This window comes from Acidobacteriota bacterium (assembly GCA_016196065.1).
Lineage (GTDB): Bacteria > Acidobacteriota > Terriglobia > Terriglobales > Acidobacteriaceae > Acidiflorens.
In genome coordinates this window covers 32,234-52,951 of the sequence record JACPYL010000015.1, presented here as the reverse complement: position 1 = coordinate 52,951, position 20,718 = coordinate 32,234, and the positions used below count along the sequence as shown (strand labels likewise).

Annotated in this window: 12 protein-coding genes; 7 read left to right on the top strand and 5 right to left on the bottom strand. The window is 57.2% G+C overall.

Going from position 1 to position 20,718, the window contains the following annotated elements; translation table 11 throughout:
* The first annotated feature begins 14 nt into the window (after positions 1-14).
* Positions 15-1,952 (top strand): 1,4-alpha-glucan branching protein GlgB, encoded by a 1,938-nt coding sequence (gene glgB / locus HY010_16065; protein MBI3477248.1) that lies wholly within the window; start codon positions 15-17, stop codon positions 1,950-1,952.
* 36 nt (positions 1,953-1,988) lie between these two features.
* Here glgB and HY010_16060 read toward each other — a convergent pair whose 3' ends face one another.
* Complete coding sequence (locus HY010_16060) at positions 1,989-3,437, bottom strand: M20/M25/M40 family metallo-hydrolase (GenBank protein MBI3477247.1); 1,449 nt, start codon at positions 3,435-3,437, stop codon at positions 1,989-1,991.
* Positions 3,438-3,583: 146 nt separating this feature from the next.
* Between HY010_16060 and HY010_16055 the strand changes: the two genes are divergently transcribed.
* A complete protein-coding gene (locus HY010_16055) occupies positions 3,584-5,917 on the top strand; it encodes an LptF/LptG family permease (protein ID MBI3477246.1) in 2,334 nt (777 codons plus the stop codon).
* A 196-nt stretch (positions 5,918-6,113) separates the two neighbouring features.
* Here HY010_16055 and HY010_16050 read toward each other — a convergent pair whose 3' ends face one another.
* The 3 genes from HY010_16050 to HY010_16040 are packed head-to-tail and all read right to left on the bottom strand — an operon-like array spanning position 6,114 to position 9,535.
* On the bottom strand, positions 6,114-7,448 hold the full coding sequence (locus HY010_16050) for a beta-propeller fold lactonase family protein (GenBank protein ID MBI3477245.1): 1,335 nt from the start codon (positions 7,446-7,448) through the stop codon (positions 6,114-6,116).
* Between the two features lie 9 nt (positions 7,449-7,457).
* Positions 7,458-8,831, bottom strand: a complete 1,374-nt coding sequence (locus HY010_16045; protein ID MBI3477244.1) for a HAMP domain-containing protein — start codon at positions 8,829-8,831, stop codon at positions 7,458-7,460.
* On the bottom strand, positions 8,828-9,535 hold the full coding sequence (locus HY010_16040) for a response regulator transcription factor (GenBank protein MBI3477243.1): 708 nt from the start codon (positions 9,533-9,535) through the stop codon (positions 8,828-8,830). Before HY010_16040 ends, HY010_16045 begins: the two co-directional genes overlap by 4 nt.
* A 211-nt stretch (positions 9,536-9,746) precedes the next feature.
* Here HY010_16040 and HY010_16035 point away from each other — a divergent pair, with 211 nt between their 5' ends.
* Complete coding sequence (locus HY010_16035) at positions 9,747-10,229, top strand: Spy/CpxP family protein refolding chaperone (protein ID MBI3477242.1); 483 nt, start codon at positions 9,747-9,749, stop codon at positions 10,227-10,229.
* Positions 10,230-10,551: 322 nt separating this feature from the next.
* The gene (locus HY010_16030; GenBank protein ID MBI3477241.1) at positions 10,552-12,348 is read left to right on the top strand and encodes an ABC transporter ATP-binding protein; all 1,797 of its coding nucleotides are present in this window, start codon (positions 10,552-10,554) and stop codon (positions 12,346-12,348) included.
* A 38-nt stretch (positions 12,349-12,386) separates the two neighbouring features.
* Here the strand turns inward: HY010_16030 and HY010_16025 are convergent, their stop codons facing one another.
* Positions 12,387-13,820 carry a glycosyl hydrolase gene (locus tag HY010_16025; GenBank protein ID MBI3477240.1) on the bottom strand — a complete coding sequence of 478 codons (1,434 nt, stop codon included), beginning with the start codon at positions 13,818-13,820 and terminating at the stop codon, positions 12,387-12,389.
* Between the two features lie 321 nt (positions 13,821-14,141).
* On the opposite strand from HY010_16025, the gene HY010_16020 reads away from it, so the two are divergent.
* The 3 genes from HY010_16020 to HY010_16010 all read left to right on the top strand — a co-directional run bounded on the left by HY010_16020 (position 14,142) and on the right by HY010_16010 (position 20,605).
* On the top strand, positions 14,142-17,714 hold the full coding sequence (locus tag HY010_16020) for a carboxypeptidase regulatory-like domain-containing protein (GenBank protein ID MBI3477239.1): 3,573 nt from the start codon (positions 14,142-14,144) through the stop codon (positions 17,712-17,714).
* Positions 17,715-17,910: 196 nt separating this feature from the next.
* Complete coding sequence (locus HY010_16015) at positions 17,911-20,013, top strand: sensor histidine kinase (GenBank protein ID MBI3477238.1); 2,103 nt, start codon at positions 17,911-17,913, stop codon at positions 20,011-20,013.
* A complete protein-coding gene (locus HY010_16010; protein MBI3477237.1) occupies positions 19,973-20,605 on the top strand; it encodes a response regulator transcription factor in 633 nt (210 codons plus the stop codon). The genes HY010_16015 and HY010_16010 overlap by 41 nt, the downstream gene beginning before the upstream one ends.
* Positions 20,606-20,718 lie beyond the last annotated feature (113 nt).

Below are 20,718 nucleotides of genomic sequence, written 5' to 3'. Positions count from 1 at the left end.
ACGCCTCGACAACCATGAGCCCGAAACTCGCACCCCCCGATGCCAATCCCGTCCGTTACGACGTATCCCTGTTGACTGCCGAGGACCTATATCTTTTCAACGAAGGCAGTCACTATCGCCTGCATGAAAAAATGGGCGCTCACGTGGTTGAGTCGAAGGGCGTGTCGGGCACAGTGTTCAGCGTCTGGGCGCCGAATGCCCGCAGCGTGAATGTGATTGGCAGCTTCAATGGCTGGAACCACACGTCTCATCCGCTCCATCCCCGTGAAAACTCGGGCATCTGGGAAGGCTTCGTGCCCGGCATCGGCAAGGGAGAGGGCTACAAGTTCCACATTGTGTCGAACCAACATGGCCACCGCGTGGACAAGGCCGACCCCTTCGGGCTGTTCATGGAAAAGCCGCCGCGCACCGCGTCGGTGGTGTGGGATATCGAGTATGGATGGAACGACTCGGCTTGGCTTGGCAAGCGTGCGGAACGTAATTCGCTGCACAGCCCGATGTCCATTTATGAAATCCACATGGGTTCGTGGATGCGCGTGCCCGAAGAGCATGATCGCCCGTTGAGTTATCGCGAGGCCGCTCCCCGCCTCGCCGAATACGTCGGGCGCCTGGGCTTCACGCACGTGGAATTTCTCCCCATCATGGAGCATCCGTTCTACGGGTCCTGGGGATACCAGACCACCGGCTACTTCGCGCCCACCGCGCGCTACGGCACACCGCAGGATTTCATGTACCTGGTGGACTACCTGCACCAGCACAACATCGGCGTCATCCTCGACTGGGTGCCCTCGCACTTCCCCACCGACGCGCACGGACTCGCATACTTTGACGGCACGCATCTCTACGAGCATGCGGATTCGCGCCAGGGCTTTCATCCAGACTGGAAAACGCTGATCTTCAACTACGGTCGCGCCGAAGTCCGCAGCTTTCTCATGTCGAGCGCGATGTTCTGGCTGGAGCGATACCACATCGATGGCCTGCGCGTTGATGCCGTCGCGTCCATGTTGTATCTGGACTACTCGCGCAAAGAAGGCGAGTGGATTCCCAACCAGTACGGTGGACGTGAGAATCTGGAAGCGATCGACTTCCTGCGTCGATTCAACTCCGAGAGCTACAAAGAGCAGCCCGGAATTCAAACCATCGCCGAAGAATCCACGTCGTATCCGATGGTCTCGCGCCCCACTCACCTGGGCGGTCTGGGATTTGGCCTGAAGTGGGATATGGGCTGGATGCACGACACCCTCGACTACTTTCAGCATGATCCGATCTTCCGCCAGTACCATCACAACTCGCTCACGTTCCGTATGCTGTATTCCTTCCACGAAAACTTCGTGCTTCCGCTGAGTCACGACGAAGTCGTCCACGGCAAAGGCTCATTGATCAACAAAATGCCGGGCGACGACTGGCAAAAGTTCGCCAACCTCCGCCTCTTGTTCGCATACATGTTCGCGCAGCCCGGCAAGAAACTGATGTTCATGGGCTGTGAGTTCGGCCAGTATCGCGAGTGGTCGCATGATCGCAGCCTCGATTGGAACCTGCTGGAAGGCCCGCTGCATCGCGGACTGCAGTCATGGATGGAGCAACTGAACCGCGCCTACCGCAGTGAAGGAGCCCTGCACTACTTCGACAACGATCCGCAGGGATTCGAATGGGTGGACTGCAATGACGCGCCCGCCAGCGTGATCTCCCTGCTGCGCAAGGGCAAGTCTGAAGACGACGCCATGTTGATCACGTGCAACTTCACACCCGTGCCACGAGTAGGCTACAAAGTCGGAGTGCCGTCGGGCGGCTACTGGAAAGAAATCCTAAATAGCGACGCCCGCGAATACGGTGGCAGCGGGATTGGAAACATGGGAGGCACCGAAGCGCTCAACGAAAGCGCGCACGGTCGCCCACACTCTTTGCGCCTGACTTTGCCGCCGCTGGGAGCGCTGTTCCTGAAGAAGTCCTAGGTGGTAGCGCCGGCAGCGTGCCGGCGCTGCAAGTGGCTACGGTTTCCAAATTCCCACGTAGGTCAGAAGGTCATCCAGCTTCGCATCTTTCAGAATGTCGCCGACCGCCTTATGGTCGATGTGGGCTGCGATCGGCTTGTCACTTTGCGCGACCGCGTAGGCCGTCACGGCGACGATTGCTTCTCCCGCTTTGAAATCCAGCGCGTCGACTTTGTCGATTGTGTCACTGGATTTGTGGTGGACCGGGAAATATCCAGCCATATCAACCCACAAATCAAGCGCCGGAACCCCTTGCAGCACGAACGGACCGTGATCTGTGTCGTAGGTCGTCTCCAGAGAGAGCTCCCCACCACTCAGGTCCTTGAGCAGTCCGTCACTCCACGGCTGCATGGCTTCTTTCAAGTCCTTCCGGCCTTCTACCTTCCAGCCCTTGGGATGTCCCGAACCGTTGTCCGTGTTCAGCAGTGCGACGCAGTGACTCATCTCATTTTGGTGGGCAATCGAATACGCGTAGGAGCCGAGCAGACCTTGTTCTTCACCGCCCCATAGGGCGAAACGAATAGTGCGGCGTGGAGCCTTGCCCAGGGTCGTCATCGCGCGAGCCACTTCGAGGACGCTGACCGTTCCGGCGCCGTTGTCTTGCGCGCCGGTACCGAAGTCCCATGAGTCGAGGTGCGCGCCGATCAGGATCCACTCATCGGGACGCTCACTCCCGCGAATCTCAGCAATGACGTTGTTTACTTTGGTCTCGCCTGCAGTTTCATTTTGGAGGGAGAACTGAAGCACGACCGGGCCATGGTCGAGTTCCCTCTCGATCAACTTTCCATCTTCCATTCCAATTTCCGCTCCTGGCAATGGAAGCAGTTTTGCGCCCCACGTCATGTCATGCGCATTCAGGACGTTGTTCTTTTCGCGATCGGTAGTGATTACCGCGAGCGCGCCAGCTTTTTGAAATATCGGCCATGCCGCGTCGAGTTTGGGCAGAGCTTTTGCGTATCCCTCGGCGAAAATCTTACTGGTGTCGATCAGCAGTATCTTTCCACGATATTGCTCGGTTTCTTTAAGCTTCTCGGCAGAAACATCAGAAACGACCAGGATGTTTCCTTTCACGCCGCCTGCGGGAGTCGAGGGCGACCAGCCTAGGGATGCAATCGAGAGCGGCCGCGACATCGGGGAAATCATTGCGCCGCTGGCTGTCCCGCGCTGCCATCCAGCCGGTATGGTGAATGGCTCGAGCTGAACATTCTGGATCCCATAACTGCGGAACTTGGCAGCCGCCCAGTCGGCGGAACGTTGATAGGCAGGGGAGCCGGTCAGCCGTCCTCCGTAGGTGTCGGTTAGCTCACGCAGCGTGGCCATGGACGGACCGGTATAGACCGACGCCGCCAGCTTGTCCGTGACCGGCTTCATGTCGGACGGGGATTGTCCCCACGAAAGCATCCCCAGGCAACCGCTAGCAATTAATACGACTGTGCGACGAATCATCAATTCCCATCTCCTGAACTCGAATCTGCCAAACCTCGCCACATACCGCAACCGGGCATTGTCTGATGAACCCCACGTGGAATGCAAACGGCACTTTCTCCTTCATTCCCGCATGCTAGACTCGCAATGAGTTCACAACACTGCGGATGCGCATCCTTACCCGCTACATCCTGGGCGAAGTCGTCTCCCACGCGCTGATCGGCGCGGCAGTTTTTACGTTCGTGCTTTTCACGCGCGACCTTGGACGCATTCTCGAACTCGTAGTCCGCAACAGTGCTCCGCTGCCCAGCGTTGCCCAAGTATTCTTCTTCACCGTTCCCGTAGCCCTTACCTACACCATTCCGATGGGAGTGCTGGTCGGCATCTTGATTGGACTCAGCCGCCTGGCAGCAGACAGCGAAATCACCGCGATGCGCGCCAGCGGCATCGGCGTGTGGACATTCCTGCGCGTGATCCTGATCTTCGTCATCGGCGCGTGGATGCTGGCCCTTGGCAACAGCGTTTATCTGGCACCTCGATCTCTCGCTGCGTTGGGAGATTTGCAAGCCAAGCTCAAAACCTCGCAAGCATCATTTGAAATTCAGCCACGCGTTTTCTATGAGGGATTCGCTAAGCACGTTCTCTACGTCCAGGATGTCAAAGCCGCTTCGGGTGCCGCCATCTGGAAGGGCGTGTTTCTTGCCGATTTAAGTCAGCCCTCTGCGCCCCGTATCACGCTTGCGCGTGAGGGGATTCTGTCCAGCCAGGGGCCAGACACGCTCGACCTGCATCTCGTTGACGGCTCGACCCACGAGACTGATCCCAAAAATCCGGACCAATACCAGATCTCAACGTTCGCGACCACGGACATCCCGATTCAGATTCCAGCCGCGCAGAATGGACAAGCACCCGAACCGCCGACGCTCGGCGAAATGGGAGTCGCGGAATTGCTCGAGAAGTCTCACAGTCCCGATCCGATGGCACAACGCTGGGCATTGCTCGAATATCATCGCCGGCTTTCACTGCCCACCGCGTGCCTGGTACTGGCGCTGGTTGGGATTCCACTTGGACTCTCATCCAAGCGCGGCGGAAAATCTACCGGCTTTGTTCTGACGATCCTGCTGGTATTTGCCTACTATTCGATTTCGCTGATCGGAGTTTCGCTGGCGCGGCAGGGGCGGGTTCCTCCCGGCGTCGGCGCATGGATGGCCGATATTGTCTTCCTTGTCACTGGACTCTTTCTGCTCTGGCGATCCGAGCGCCGCCCGATTGATCTTTCGGTCTTCCGGTCCTGGTTCAAAATGTGGAAGCGAAAACCTTCCGGGCAGAGCGCGGGACCTGCACTCTCCATCCAGAACGAAAGTACCGCCGATCGCCTGTCACGCCGCTGGCGATTGTTCAACCTGCACTTTCCGACGATCCTCGACGACTACGTGCTCCGGGATTTCGCAGTCTATCTGGGACTGATTGTCTCTTCGTTCATGATGTTGTTGCTCGTGTTCACCCTGTTTGAACTTTTGGGAGACATCCTCCGCAACCAGGTTTCTCCTTTGACGGTCGGTGAGTACCTGCTGAATGTCGTGCCGTACTTCCTCTACAACACGACGCCGTTGTGCATGCTGCTCGCCGTGCTGGTCACCTTCGGACTGCTGCAGCGCTCGAACGAGATCACCGCGATCAAGGCCACCGGCATCAGCCTGTATCGAATCATTGTTCCGGTCCTGATTGCGGCCACGCTGGTCTCAGGAATTCTTTTTCTTTCCGATCAGATTTATCTTCCCTACACCAACAAACGCCAGGACGCCCTTCGCAACCTGATTAAAGGCAAACCAGCCCAGACTTACTTGCGGCCCGATCGCAAGTGGATCTTTGGCGAGAACTCGACGATTTACTACTACCAGTTCTTCGATCCTGATCGGGACGTCTTTGGCAGTTTGTCGGTTTTTCAATTCGATCCGCACACTTTCCAGATCACCCATCGCGTGACGGCAGAACGGGCACACTGGTCCGAGAGCATGTCCCGCTGGCTCTACGAACAGGGATGGGAACGCGCACTCAACGGGTCGAGTATTCAGGACTACCGCAAGTTCGATGTGGCGACGTTCCCGGTGTTTGCCGAAACGCCGGGATACTTCAAGAAGGAAATCAAGCAGTCGTCGGAAATGAGTTATGACGAATTGCGCCGTTACATCCACGACCTGGAACAGAGCGGCTTTGACGTCGTGCGCCTGCGCGTACAGTTGCAGAAGAAACTTGCCTACCCTCTGATCACACTGGTGATGGCCGTGATCGCCATTCCCTTCGCGCTCAATGCGGGAAAGCGAGGCGCCCTTGCCGGTGTCGCCACGGCGATTGGCATCGGAGTCGTCTACTGGACGGTGTCAGGCCTGTTCGAAGCGATGGGTAATCTGAGCCAGCTTCCACCGGGAGTTGCGGCATGGTCACCGGACCTGGTCTTCGCCTTTGTCGGAGGCTATTTGATCCTCCGAATTCCCACTTAAATCAGATTCCAACTTAAATCGGGAGGGCATGGCTTCAGCCATGCCGTAGTGGACCCCGAAGAAACTTCAGCCCGTTGCGTGGGAAAGCCGGCGCTAATGCGCCACTCAATGTAGACGAGTAACGGCACGGCTGAAAGCCGTGCCCTCCGAAACATCAAGGTACGGGGAGCCTGCGAGCCCCGTCTCTGCGGTCGATTTACTTGGTCACCAATCCGGCCGGCTGCGCGGAACTCGTTACGGTGACCGCATTGCTTAAGGCCCCGCTGGTAATGTCAGCGTTAAAAGCGGACACATTGCTCGAGGAGTTATTCGATACAAAGAGAAACTTCCCGCTGGAGTGCATCGCGATCCCAACCGGACCTGATCCCGTCGACACGGTCGACGGATTCAAAGCGCTGAGTGCGCCGGTCGTCGGATTAATCCGAAACCCCGAGACCGAACTCGAAGTGTGGTTCACCACGTAGAGAAACTGATTGGTCGGATCGGCGGTCATCGCAATCGGATCCAGACCCACCGAAATTCCCGCTCCTCCCGAGATCATCTTGCCATTCTGAATATCGTCCGTGGTGCAATTCGTTCCATCCGCCACCGTACAAACTTGATATACGGTCACGTTGTTGGTCGTGACATTGGTGACATAAACGAAAAGGCCGCCCGCCCCGCCGGTGGGTGTGGTCTTCACGGCAAGCACCGAAGTAGGAGCCGATGCGGTCGTGTAGGGCGATCCGAACAGCGGACCAACCACCGCACCGGAACTTTGTACCGCAAATTCCGAAATCGTGTTGTCGCTCGTGCCCACCAGATCTTGGTTCCCGGTAACGTGGACCAGCGTTCCCGCAACTGTGCCGCCCTTCGGATTGTTGTAGGTTCCAGCGACTGAAGTCGTTACTGACGTTGGGACGAAATCGAGTGAAAACGGATCGCCGACCTGGCTCAAAGTTGCGGAGCCGGATTGTATTGAAAATACTGTTAACGCGGGACATTCGGTGTTTGGTTCGGGGTGTGGGCAAGGCGAACTGCCCGGCGGTAAGGGTATCGCTCCCTGGCTCACCACCACCAAGAATGTCCCGGCTGCGTCGCGCGCCATGGCCACCGCATGCTGAACCGTAAGCGCAGTGGGGGTCGGCGCGCTTAGGCTACCATCGTCGTTAAGCGTATAGCTCGTGAGAGAGCTCGGGTTTGATTTGTCTCCGGCATTGAGTACAAACGCAGCCTTGCCGCTCGGATCGAGAAGGATGCTGGATGGGGCGGTGTCGGATTCAGCCTTCTTGTTCGTGAGCGATAACTTACCGTTGCCCAGGTCGATCGCGTAGGACTCAACGTTATTCTCGCCCTGGCTGAGCACGTATAGCAGGCCTGCCGGCCGCGAGGACGAACTGCCGCAGTTCACAAGAAATATGGTGAGGCCAAGGAAGGCCAACAACGTAAGACATCCGGATATTTTCTTCGACATCTGTTCTCCCAGCCGCTTCCCGTCCGCAGGCGTTCGCCCGCCTGCCATCACGGCGATTGAAGCATTGAGCTGAAACATATTTGTGTATCAGGAATGGGCGGGAAGAGCAAACGCCGGAGCCGCTGGAATCCGGATTTCGACCTCTAAACCACCCTCAACACGGTTGGATGCACGCACCCGGCCGCCGTGTAACCGAATTGCCCTGTCGGCTATGGATAATCCTAATCCAGCGCCGCCTGTTTGGCGATTGCGGGCATCGTCGATGCGGTAAAAAGGCTGAAATATCTGTTGCAGAGACTCCTCGGGTACGCCCGGACCGGAATCGAGGACGCGAATCGCAATTTCTTCGCCCTGATCCCCAATTCGCCGCTCCAAGTGGACTTCGACGGTGGTACCTGCCGCCGTATAGCGGACTGCATTGCGCACCACATTTTCGATCGCGCTGCGCAACAAATCCGGAGCCGCTTCGACCCAATATTCGTCGGTCGGTTCCGCGACGACGCAACACCTGCGTCCCTGTCCTTCGTATTCCGCATCGTGGGCAATCGCCTCGCACAGTTCTCGCAACGAGAGGCGCTTCTTCAGGATTCCGTTGGAGCCGGTTTCCAGCCGCGAAATTGTCAACAGCCGTTGGATTAACTGGTTGAGGCGATCGGCTTCCAGCTCGATACGATTCAGCGCAGTCTCGGCTTCCGGAGCCGCCTTCTGGCGCGCCAGCCCGAGCGCGACACTGAGCCTCGCCAGCGGAGACCGCAGCTCGTGAGAGACATCTTTGAGGAGCCGCGACTGCGCGTCCATCAAAGCTTCAATCCGTTCCGCCATGCGGTCGAAATCGCGCATGAGTTGTGCGAGTTCGTCGCGCCGTCCGCCCTTGGGAGCTCCCGTGCGAGCCGTCAGGTCACCCGCCGCCAGCCGCTGCGCCGCACTGCGCAATCGCGTCACCGGATTGGTGAGCGACCGGGCCAGTAGAAAACACACCAGGCCCGAAGAGATCACAAGGATGGTGAGGCCGAGGCCAGGGATTTCATGGGGCCCAAAAAAAACAGTGGACCCGGTAAACACTTCCACAACGATCATGTAGGGCTGGCCGTCGATGGTCAGGGACTGGCGGGACAGCCGCGGCGCCATCATGGCCTCCATCCAGGAATGATGACGGTGCTGCCCGGTGCGCCGCATCTCTTCTATCCAGGGCGGCGCCAGGCGGCCGGTGATCTCACGACCGGATGGATCGTAGACATAGGCCCGGATGTGTTGCGCATGCTGTAAGTCTTCGAGGTATTGGCCCGCCGCGTGCTCCCCGCCACTGCGAAAAGCGTTGACCGCTTCCGCGAGCGCCTTGGCCAGCTCGACGCCCGGTTCACGCGCGGGGGTTGTGGCGCGAATCACGATCAATGCCAGCAGAAGGAACAGCACGACCGCCGCCCAGAACGAAAGAAATATTCGCAGGAACAGGCTTCTCACTTCTGCGCCCTCGCTCCCGGCCTCGCGAACATATACCCGACGCCGCGGATCGTCTTGATATGGTCGCCGTTCTCCTCCGAGTCGCCGAGTTTCCGCCGCACTTTGCTGACGTGCATATCGATGCTGCGATCGAATGGCATGAACTTCCGGCTCAGAACAGCGTTAACCAGCCGCTCGCGAGTCACGACTCGTCCCGCCTCCCGCAACAGGACTTCGAGCAAATTGAATTCGACGGAAGTCAGGTCCACCGGAGCACCGGCGCGGTAGACGTTGCGCGTTGCAGGATCCAATTCCACATCGCCGACGGCGAGAATCTCAGGAGCGGCGTCAGCAGCCTTGCTCGGTTTGGCTCGCCTTAGAATCGCTCGAATGCGTGCCACCAGTTCGCGCGGATTGAACGGTTTAGGAAGGTAGTCATCGGCTCCGATCTCCAAGCCGACGATGCGGTCGACGTCTTCTCCCCGCGCGGTGAGCAGCAGGACGGGAATCTTCGACACGCTGCGCAGGCGGCGCAGCACTTCAAAGCCATTGATCCCCGGCAACATCACATCGAGCACGACAAGGGCATATTCTCCCGAGAGCCCTCGCTGCAAGCCCTGTTCCCCGTCGTGGACAGCCTCCGACGTGAATCCTTCCGAGGTCAGGTATTCCTGCACCAAGCCACACAGCTCGATGTCATCGTCTACCACGAGTACACAATCCATATTCCGGTTCGTCATTCCGCGCCGCTCATTCTTCTTCATTAAACACCGCGCCAGGGCACCGCTCGGTAAAGATTTGTGATTGTATTCCGTTATCTTCCAGGATTCGCTTTACAAAACTTTACCGCGCTTGACCGACTCTTTACCGCGTCCATTGCGAAGACGTGTTCCTATCAACATGACAATCCGGTCTGCCCCGGACTCAGGAGGAAACATGAAAGTAAATCGTACTCGGTTTTTCGCAGCCGGAACCGCCTTGGTAGTCGTACTGGCAGTAGCCGCCGCGCTGGCGCAGGGCATGCATCACCACGGTGGATCGATGGGTGATTTCGGATTTGGCGACCACATGTTCAACTATCTTTCCGACGCCCTCGACCTGACCCAGGCTCAACAAGACCAGGCCAAGGCCATCAGGGAAAAGGATAAGGCCACGGTCCAGCCGCTCATGAAGCAGCTCATGCAAGCCCACAAGGACATGAGCGCCCTGGAAGACAGCGGCACGTTTGACGAAGCCAAAGTCCGCGCACTCGCGGCGCAGAACACTCCGATATTGACGGAACTGTTCGTCCAGAAGGCTCGCACCCACGCGGAACTCATGCAGATCCTAACGCCCGAGCAGAAAACAAAGCTGGCCCAGCTCAAGGCGAAACATCAATCGCGCATGAGCGAACATATGCAGAATCACGACCAAGAGTAAGAGTTTGACGCAAAGCAAGCGACTTCTCTCCTAACACCCCGGCCGAGCGGGAGGCAATCCGTCTCGACCGGGCACTTTTGCCGGGACTCAAGCTGTGAGCGATTCATACGAATTTGCGATGATCTTTCACAGCCTGGAGTTCGTAGCTCGGAGCTGACCATGCATCTCGCTGAGATCCTCTCCGCAGGCATGACATTCTTCGCGGAAGGCATGCTGTGGCTCTGGACGGCACTGCTGCTAGCCTCCGCTTACGTAGTGCTATGGCCCACCCTGTCAAAAAGCGCACCCGCCGCTGCTACAATCTCATCTACTACACTGCATGGTGCCAAAGAGTTTACGCCCGCTCGTCCCCTATCTAACGCGCTACCGTCGCGGCCTGATGCTGGGCGGAATTTGCGTCCTCTTCAATAACGGCGTCTGGATTCTCTTTCCACAAGTGCTGCGCAGGGCCGTGAATGGCCTGAACGCCGGAGTCACACCCAAGAAGCTAGCAACCTACGCCTTAATGGTGATCGGCGTCGCGCTCGTAAAGGGTATCTTCCAATTTCTGACTCGCTGGGTGGTCATCGGCATCTCGCGCGACATTGAATTTGATCTACGCAATGACCTCTTCGCGCACCTCGAGCGCCTCTCGTACTCCTACTACCAGCGCAATCGCACGGGCGACATCATGGCCAAGGCGACGAACGATCTGAACGCCGTCCGCAACCTGCTTGGTCCGGCGATCATGTATTCGGCCAATACCATTGTCTTTACCGCCGGAGCACTGGCCTTCATGCTGGCGATCAGCCCGAAGCTGACGCTCTACGCATTTCTGCCCCTGCCCGTTGCCAGCATCGTCATCCAATATTTTGGACGCCGCATCCACGAGCGGTTCGAACGAATTCAAGCAATGTTTTCGGACATTTCGGCCCGAGCGCAGGAGAATTTTTCTGGCGCCCGCGTGATCCGTGCGTACGTGCAGGAAGACGCTGAGATAGCCAACTTCGAGGCTGCCAACCAGGAATACATCCGCCGCAGCCTGGGACTGGCCAGATTGATGGGGATGCTCTGGCCGACGCTCGAACTCATGCTCGGGATTGCAGCCGTCACTGTTCTCTGGATGGGCGGACGCCTAGTCATCCAGGGTCGCATGAACGTCGGAGACTTCGTCGCCTTCACGACCTACATGGCGCAACTGACGTGGCCCGTAATCGCGCTCGGCTGGGTCATTAATATTTTCCAGCGTGGTACCGCCTCACTCGTTCGCATCAACGAAATATTTCTGGAGAAGCCGGAGATCGCTGACAATTCTGAGTTGTCTCCCGTCGCTCCCGAATCGCAACTCACCAAGGCCACGGAGAGTTCTGGGAACGGTCAGCCCCACGAAGAGCTGCGCGGCGAAGTTGAATTCTGCAATCTGAATTTCGGATACAACGGAGTTTCCGTTCTGCGGAACGTGAACCTCCGCATTCCCGCTGGCTCAAGTCTTGCGATTGTAGGACCGACTGGAAGCGGCAAGACGACTCTGGTCAGCCTGATCGCGCGCATCTACGACGCGGAATCTGGTGCAGTGCTGATCGATGGCCGCCCCATTCGTGAGTTCCCTCTCGAAACTTTACGGCGCAATATCGGATTTGTTCCCCAGGAAACGTTCCTGTTCAGCCTGACCATTCGCGAGAACATCGCGCTCGGCCGGGGCGAGGCTAGCCTGGATGAAATCAAATCCGCCGCCGAAGCCGCGAACATCGCACAGGATATTGAGAGCTTTCCCGAAAGTTACAACACTACCGTCGGCGAGCGCGGGATTACACTTTCCGGCGGTCAGAAGCAGCGCACTGCCATCGCCCGGGCTCTACTACGCGGCCCACGCATTCTGGTACTGGACGATGCTCTTTCCAGTGTTGACACCCACACTGAAGACAAGATCCTCAATCATTTGCGCGAGATTATGCGCGGACGCACGACCATTTTTATTTCTCATCGCGTCTCCACCGTTCGCAATGCCGATCGGATCGCCGTCCTCCACGAAGGCAGCATCGTTGAACTTGGCACCCATGACGAACTGATTGCTCTCAACGGGTATTACACGGACCTCTACAACAAACAGTTGCTGGAAGAAGAACTGGCGGAAGTTTAGGAGCTCAGTTGATCAAGGCCCAGGCGCCCCTTCCTCGATCAATCCCACACCAGCGTGGTCACGGAATCCCTGGCAACGCTGATCGCCGCCTGCATGGTATCCATCTGCACCGTCACTGTCTGGTCGGCCCCAGTATTCGAAAGAACCAAGACACGCCGGCCGCCGGGATTCTCTACTCCAATATGACTTACATCTCGGCCAGTGCTTTGCGAATCGAATCGCTTCGCGTCGCGGCGAATAAACCGTGAAAAATGTGCGAACGCCCAATATTGTCCGCTGCGCGTAATTTCCTTGCTTTGCGAATCAATGGTTACGACTCCACCGCACGGAAACGGTCCCAGATTCGGACGGCCTTTCTCGTCGAGCGCAAGGTTCCAGGCGGTAATCGACCGGCAGCCATTGCGAAGTACTGCAGCAAATGTCTTGCCCCATGACGCCCAGTCCGTCAGATAGTTGGGACTAGTGTAGTCAGGGCCACCCTCGGTCCAATGCATTGCCGCATCCGGATACGCCGTCTGGACCTTGCTCATCATCTCGGCGCCGCCAACATAGCCGTGCCATGCAATCGCGTTCGAATACTTGCGTACTGCCGGGTTGTCGAGTTCACAGATGGCCCGGCCCCATAGGTTGTAGTTGTGGTCGAGCATCCAGATCTTTGTGTTCAGTTGGTTCTGTTCGAGCAGCGGTCCCAGATGCTGAACAAATTCGATTTCATATTCCTGCGGCCAGATGCACGCGGGCATTCGACCGTCCTGGTCGGTGTCGACTTCATTCTGCGGAGTGACTGCTTGCACCGGGACGCCCTCAGCCGCATACGCTTGCAGAAACTTGACGAAGTATTGCGCGTACGCCGGCAGGTAACGCCGCCGCATCGAACCGCCCAACATCGAGCCGCCTGATTTCATCCATCCCGGCGGACTCCACGGGGACGAGAACAGGAACAATTCCGGGTTGGCGCTTCGCGCCTCCCGCAAAATCGGCAGAATATATTCGCGATCGTGTGCGATCGAAAAGCGCTCCAGCGTCGGATCGGCCTCTCCTTCGTCGTAGCTATACACGCTGGTGGAGTAGTCGCTCGCTCCCATACAGGTGCGGCAGACATTCAGTCCCAACTCGGAAGGGTGGAACATTTCGTGGAACAACAGCGCGCGCACACGAGTGGAGAGCTGGTTGAACATGTAACAGGCGGCGTCCGTGAACGCCGCGCCAAAGCCGAGCACGGTCTGAAACTGTTTCTTCGGATCAATCGTGATCACGTTCTCCGCGAAACCGCCGGAAGATGTCTTCCACGAAATGTCCGGCGCACGCGTGCAACGCAGATTTTGATTGGTTACCCACATCGACAACTCGCCGGTTGGAGGTGCGCTCGTGGCTGCGCCTCCTTTAAACGGATTTCGGGCGGCCGCAGCGGTTGCGGTCAGGCCAACGGCCGAAAACTTCAGAAAGTTTCTTCGAGTAGATTGGCGTGGCATTTTTCCCTCGCGTACATAATCGATTTTGTTCTGCGAAAAAATCAGATACTGCCCGACTCGCTGGATTCGAAACACAGCAGTCATGTCATGATCGCGTCTCCGCACCCGATTCAGTAACTATACAAACGTATAGTGCGCTCACCATTCGATCGTATGGTAGACAGGCTGCTCCTCGTTTCATAGACTTTGGTCGCGTCTGCGAGTGCTCTGCTTTCCAGTCGTATTGCCTCCACAATCGTGTGATTGTCATCACTGAATTCCGGTGCGAATCGTGTCAGAACTTAATGAGAGCGCACCATGTCCGTTGAAGGAGATAACATCATGAACCGTCCGCCCTGCATCAAGACCGTCCTCATACTCTGTATCGCAGTACTCGCGATTGGGAGTGTCCTCTGCTCCACTTCATTTGCCCAGGTCACATCCGGCACGATTTCCGGAAGTGTGAAAGACCCTAGCGGTGCCATGGTGAAAGGCGCATCGGTCACGATCACGAACCCCGCCAATGGATTCACGCGCACGGTCATGACGTCGGAAACCGGCGACTTCGTCGCTCCAGGTTTGTATCCCGGAACTTATACAGTCACCGTGGAGGCTTCCGGCTTCAAGAAGCTGGCAACTTCAGGCTTCGCCTTGAGCGCTGCCGACAAACTGAACGCGGGCGAATTTGTGCTGACGATGGGCGCGGCCGCTGAGTCTGTGACGGTCAGTGCCGACGCCGGTCAGGTCCAGTTGCAGTCGAACTCGGGCGAGCGATCGGATTTGATCAACAGCAAGCAATTGAACGATGTCGCGATGAATGGCCGCAACGTACTCGACTATTTGAAACTGGTTCCCGGCATGTCCGGGACGTTCGACGGGCATCAGTCGGGCACGGGCGGCATCGATTCTTACAACATCAACGGCACGCGCGCCAACCAACATGAATTCACGATCGACGGCGCTTCCAACGTCGACACAGGAAACAATGGCGGGACCCACGTCACCATCAATCCGGACGCGATCGAAGAAGTGAAGATCCTGACTTCAAACTACCAGGCGGAGTTTGGCAAAGCCGCGGGCGGCCAGGTCGCCATCACTACCAAGAGCGGCAGCAACCAGTGGCACGGTAACGGACGCTTCTTCCATCGCAATGAAGGATTGAACTCGAACGAACCATTCAATAAGTACAACCAATTACATCCAAAGGATCCGATCGCAAATCCGCCACACAACGACCCAGGCTTATATCGCTACAACTACGTTGGCTACCAGTTGGGTGGTCCCATCAAGAAAGACAAGTTATTTTTCTTCTGGAGCCAGGAGTTCTTCCGGCAATTGGTGCCGGGCGCAACTACAACTTTCTATACGCCCACGGCCCTGGAACGGCAGGGTGATTTTTCGCAGTCCACCGACGGTGAGGGCAAACAGATCGCCATCGCGGGTCCGAATATCGTCAACAACAAGATCGTCACCGATGGGATGACTGACGCGCAGCTCAAGGTATTCCAGAACGTTCAAAAAATACTCAACCTGTATCCATTGCCCAACGTGGATGGATATGGAACGGGACAAGATTTCAATTTCTCGACCACATACTCAGCCCATGCTCCACGTCGCGAAGACATCCTCAGGGTCGATTACCAACTCACCCCGAATGAGCGCTTGTATGGCCGCTGGATTCACAACAGCGAAAATGATGCGTCTCCTTTCACTCCATTCCCCGGACCGTTCGGTATTTTTGCCTGTTCGACATCGATTCAGTTCGCCGGCGGCTGCACCCAGAAACACCCCGGCTGGAACTTCTCCGCCAACCTGGTCAGCACCATCCGGCCGAACATCCTGAATGAATTCTCGATCGGCCCTAGCCACACACTCTCACTGGCTGAGAGCGTGGGTGGAAACATCTCAGTTGGCAAGAATGGAATCGACATGCCGCTGCTGTACCCCCTCACCCAGGCAGATTCCATTCCCGACATGCACTTCGGCGGACTATCGGGAACGAATTTCCCCGGACCTTACCTCGGTGCGACTCCGTGGAAACAAGCGAACACGACCATCAACGTGAACGACAACCTCAGTTGGGTCCTGAAAAACCACACGTTAAAGGGGGGGATGTTCTACCAGCGAAACCGCAAGGATCAAATCGCGTGGGGCAATATCAATGGTGAAATAAACTTCGATGTCGGGCCGACCGCGCCCGATACTTGCCCCGACGGCCCTTGCACAAAAGGCGATCCTCTTGCCAGCGCGCTAATCGGCGAGTTCAACGGCTTTGATCAGTCAACCGCGCGTCCCACTGGATATTTCCGCTATAACCAACTTGAGTTCTATCTCCAGGACACATGGAAGATCACGCCCCGCCTCACTCTCGACTACGGAATGAGGTTTGCCTGGATTCCTCCGCAATATGATGCCAAGAATCAGATCGCGATCTTCGATCCTAACGCTTATGACTCGAACAATGCGGTAACCATCACTTCCGGCGGGACCATCGATCCTGAAGCGGGTGGTGATCCTCTGAACGGCATTCGGTTTACCGCCGGCAATCAAATCCCGACCGGCGGATGGAACAGCCGCGGAATCATGCCGGAACCCCGCCTGGGATTTGCCTACGACCTGTTCAACAACCACAGGACAATCCTTCGCGGCGGCGCTGGCATGATGCACGATCGCGTACAGGGCAACCTGATCTTCAACCCTGTTTTCAATAACCCGGCCCTGGTACGAAAAGCACAAGTAGCGGCCAACAATATCGCCAACCTTCCGACCTTGCAGGGTGATTTCGGAAACGGCGTTCTGGGTGGAATCGTTGGTGCGGCACGAGACGGTAAGGTTCCAACGGTGTACAGCTTCAGCTTCGGCATCCAGCATGAACTTGCTCGCGGCACTACCCTCGACGTTGCTTACGTGGGCACACTCTCCCGCCACCTGGTAACGTCACGGGACATCAACGCGATTCCCTACGGCTACGCTTTCACCCGGGCAGCACAGGACCCCGCCAACTTCGAAGGCGGCGTGGTTCCAGACGTCGAGCCCGGCTTGAATCCAATCTATACAGCGGCGGGACTCAACTACAGCGGCAGCCTTGCCTATGGCAGGCCGAGTTATACGAACGCCCCGCTCGTGCCTTACAAGGGATACGATCAAATTGCGTATCTGCAATTCGACGGCACATCCAACTACAACTCGCTGCAAGTCTCGTTGCAGCGCCGCTTCAGTAAGGGCCTGACTTTCGGCGCTGTCTATACATGGTCGAAGTCTTTGACCACGGCAACCTCGGATCAGGACACGCAAAACCCATTCAATGCCCTGCTCGACTACCGTGCGGCGGGCTGGGATCGCACGCACGTATTCGCCGCGAACTATGTGTATGACATTCCCGGCGTCAGCAAGCATTTCGGCGGACCGAAATGGCTGTCCTATCTAACCGACAACTACCAACTGAGTGGCGTGACCAACTTCATGTCAGGCACACCGGCCGATACTGGGAACGGTTGGGCGTTCGAGTCAGGCGCTGTGGATGGCTCCAACATGTGGGGCGCCATCCAGTACTACTACGCGATTGATGGCAGCGGAAATCCAATCACCCCCACGGTCGGCCCTCCGATCCGTGGATCCCGCGACTTTCTCCGAAGCGGTGGATTGCAGAACTGGGATATGTCGTTGTTCAAGAACATTCCGTTCGGCGAACGCTATTCCATCCAGCTTCGGCTGGAAGCGTTCAATGCATTCAACCATCCAAACTTCAACTCCAAGAATTTCAACGTGAACGTGGATCACTTCCCCTTCCAATGGCAAACGGGCGACTCTATCGCAATTTCCAAAGCCTCGAACTGGGGACAGTACACCAACACCTACAACCCCGGCGTTGGCAGTCCACGCGTTCTGCAATTGGGCGCCAAGTTCTACTTCTAGCGTCTTTGCACTCAGCCCGCGGGGCCACCCGCGGGCTTTTTTATTGCAACGGCAGGAACATTGATTCGGCGGGCTGCAACAAGCTCTTGCTTTCCTCTGTATCGTGAACAGGGAGTAAGATGACTGTTCGTGACCGGCAGGAAATGGTTCAAAAGCGCGGTCTTCGACGTACATGCGGCACTAGAAGAAAGTCTCTTTGTCACGACCGTCTCCAATCCGACGCTCTCCTAAGAGTTGGGCTCTGTTTCCAATCGCCTTGCTCGCGCTGAGCGGGACGGTGTGGTCACAGCAGAATGCACATCCCCTCCCGCTGCTGACCCAGGCAAGTCAGATACGGCAACTCAGTCCGGAGCAAGCAGCCCAGGGATATCCCGTCCAGATCCGTGGAGTGATCACCGACGATGTTCCTTCTCCCGACTTTTTTGTACAGGACGCCTCCGCTGGCATCTACGTTGAGGGAAGTCAGTCTCCAAAATTCGATCATCATTTTGGAGACTCGATCGAACTGGAAGGAGTCACGGGCCCCGGTAAATACGCACCTGTGATCCGCGAGCTGAAAATACGAGTGATCGGCAAAGGAAATTTGCCTGCAACCACAATTTACCCCTTCGGCGAACTGGCGGGCGGACAGCAAGACAGTCAATGGGTAGGCGTTCGCGGAATCGTGCGGGCTGTTTCCATCGATCGCAATTCCTGGCCGGAAACCGTGCTCGCTATGACGATTGCTGCCGGAGGCGGCCGTTTTGCGGTTCGTGTCCCGATCAGTCAGGAGCAGGATTTTTCATCCTGGATTGACAGTGAAGTCCTGATCGAGGGAGTCTGCGGCAGCCTGTTCAATACGCAGCGGCAACTGATCGGCGTGCTGTTCTACGTTCCTGACCTGCGCCTGATCAAAGTCGAAATGCAGGCGAAAGAAGTTCCCTTCTCCTCTCTCATGCGTTTCTCTCCTGGCGGCGGACCGCAGCACCGTGTCCGCGTGCAGGGTACGGTGACCTACCAGCAACCGGGCCGAACACTCTTCATCCAGAACCATGGCCAGGGATTGCGCGTGCTGACCCAGCAGTCCGCCAAACTCAACATTGGCGATCTCGTCGACGTGATTGGGTTTCCGGCGGTGGGATCCTCCGCGCCTGTGCTCGAGGACGCAGTGTTTCACCGCATGGGCTCGGCATCGCCTCCGCAACCAATCAAGCTAGACGTCACGATCCCCTGGGAACAGTTTGACGGGGCTTTGGTTACAGCCGACGCTACTCTGCTTCGACTCGATGACGAGTCGGACGGCCGGCACCTGCGCTTACAGCAAGACGACATTATTTTTGACGCCCTGATCGACCCTTCCGGACCACTCGATCCTTCTCGCGACATTCCGGTGAACAGCAAGCTGCGCCTTGTGGGTATTTGCCTGGTCAGCAACGGCGGCCTTTGGTCAGTCCCACAATCTTTTCGTATCCTGTTGCGCTCAACACAGGACATCACGATCCTGCAATCTCCTCCCTGGTGGAACCTGCGGCACGCGCTCTGGCTGGTCGGCATCATGAGCGGAATCCTGGTCGTCGTGCTGGCCGGTATGTTCGTGCTAAGCCGCAAAGTACGCGGACAGATGATCGTCATCCGCCAGAAGTTGCAGCATGGCGCAGTACTGGAAGAACGGAACCGCATCGCCCGCGAGCTGCACGACACGTTGGAGCAGGAGTTGGCCGGCATCACGATGCAGCTGGACTTAGCCGTAGATTGTTTCCGGCAAGCACCGCCCGTCGCCTTTCAAGCTCTCGACGCGGCACGGAGTATGAGCCGCCACAGCATGGTGGAGGCACGCCGCTCGGTGTGGGATCTGCGGTGCGATTTGTTGGAACAAGGCGATCTGCCCTATGCACTCGGCCAGATTGTGCGCCCCCTGATCGCGGGCAATGCGGCGGGCATCGAGGTCAACGTGAGTGGAACGCCAGTCCGCCTTGCCGGCAAGATCGAAATGAACCTGTTACGCATCGGCCAGGAAGCCGTTGCCAACGCCGTCAAGCACGGCCATGCTTCTCACATGCAGATCGATCTGCGCTACGGGCTGGAAAGCGTAACTCTGAAGATCAGCGACAACGGCTGTGGCTTTGTGCCCGACCAGTCCAATGCGGTGGGGCATTTTGGAATGCTGGACATGCGCGAGCGCGCCGAGTCACTGGGTACCCGATTGCAGGTTCAAAGCGAACCCGGACGCGGCACGCAGGTTACTGTTGAAGTAAGTTCCCAGGATCAACCGATATCCGATGTCGAACCCAAAACCCATACGTATTCTGGTGGTGGATGATCATTTCATGGTGCGCATGGGGCTGTCCGCTTCCCTGAATGTCGAACCTGACATGGAGGTGATTGCGGAAGCCGCCAACGGCGACGCGGCTCTGTCCGCTTATCGCCGGCATCAGCCCACTCTGGTCATCATGGATGTCCGCCTGCCCGGTACCAGCGGCGCGGAGGCCACAGCTGCGATCATCGAAGAATTCCCCGACGCGCTGATTCTGATGCTCTCCACGCACTCGGGAGAAGAAGAGATTTTTCGATCCCTGCAAGCTGGAGCGCGAGGCTACACCTTGAAAAGTGCGATGCGCGAGGAACTCCTGCGGGCCATACGGGAAGTGTCTGCCGGCGGACGTTATCTCGACCCAGCCGTCGCTCAGTTGTTGGCTGCCCGAACTCAACATCGCTCGCTCACAACTCGCGAACTGGAAGTACTTCGCATGGTGGCAAAAGGATGGGGCAACAAGGAAATCGCGGCCTCACTCAGCATTGCGGAAATCACGGTCAAACTCCACGTGAGCCATGTTTTGGAAAAACTAAACGTGAAGGACCGCACGGAAGCCGCAACCGTAGCCATGCAGCGTGGCATTATTTCGATGGACTAGGCGGCACTGCCGCCGTGCTGTTACTCAATGACTGAAGACTGACTGGGGGGTCGGTTGTTGGTGTAACGGCGATATTACGCCAATTGATGATCCGCTTATAGAATGATGGCGTG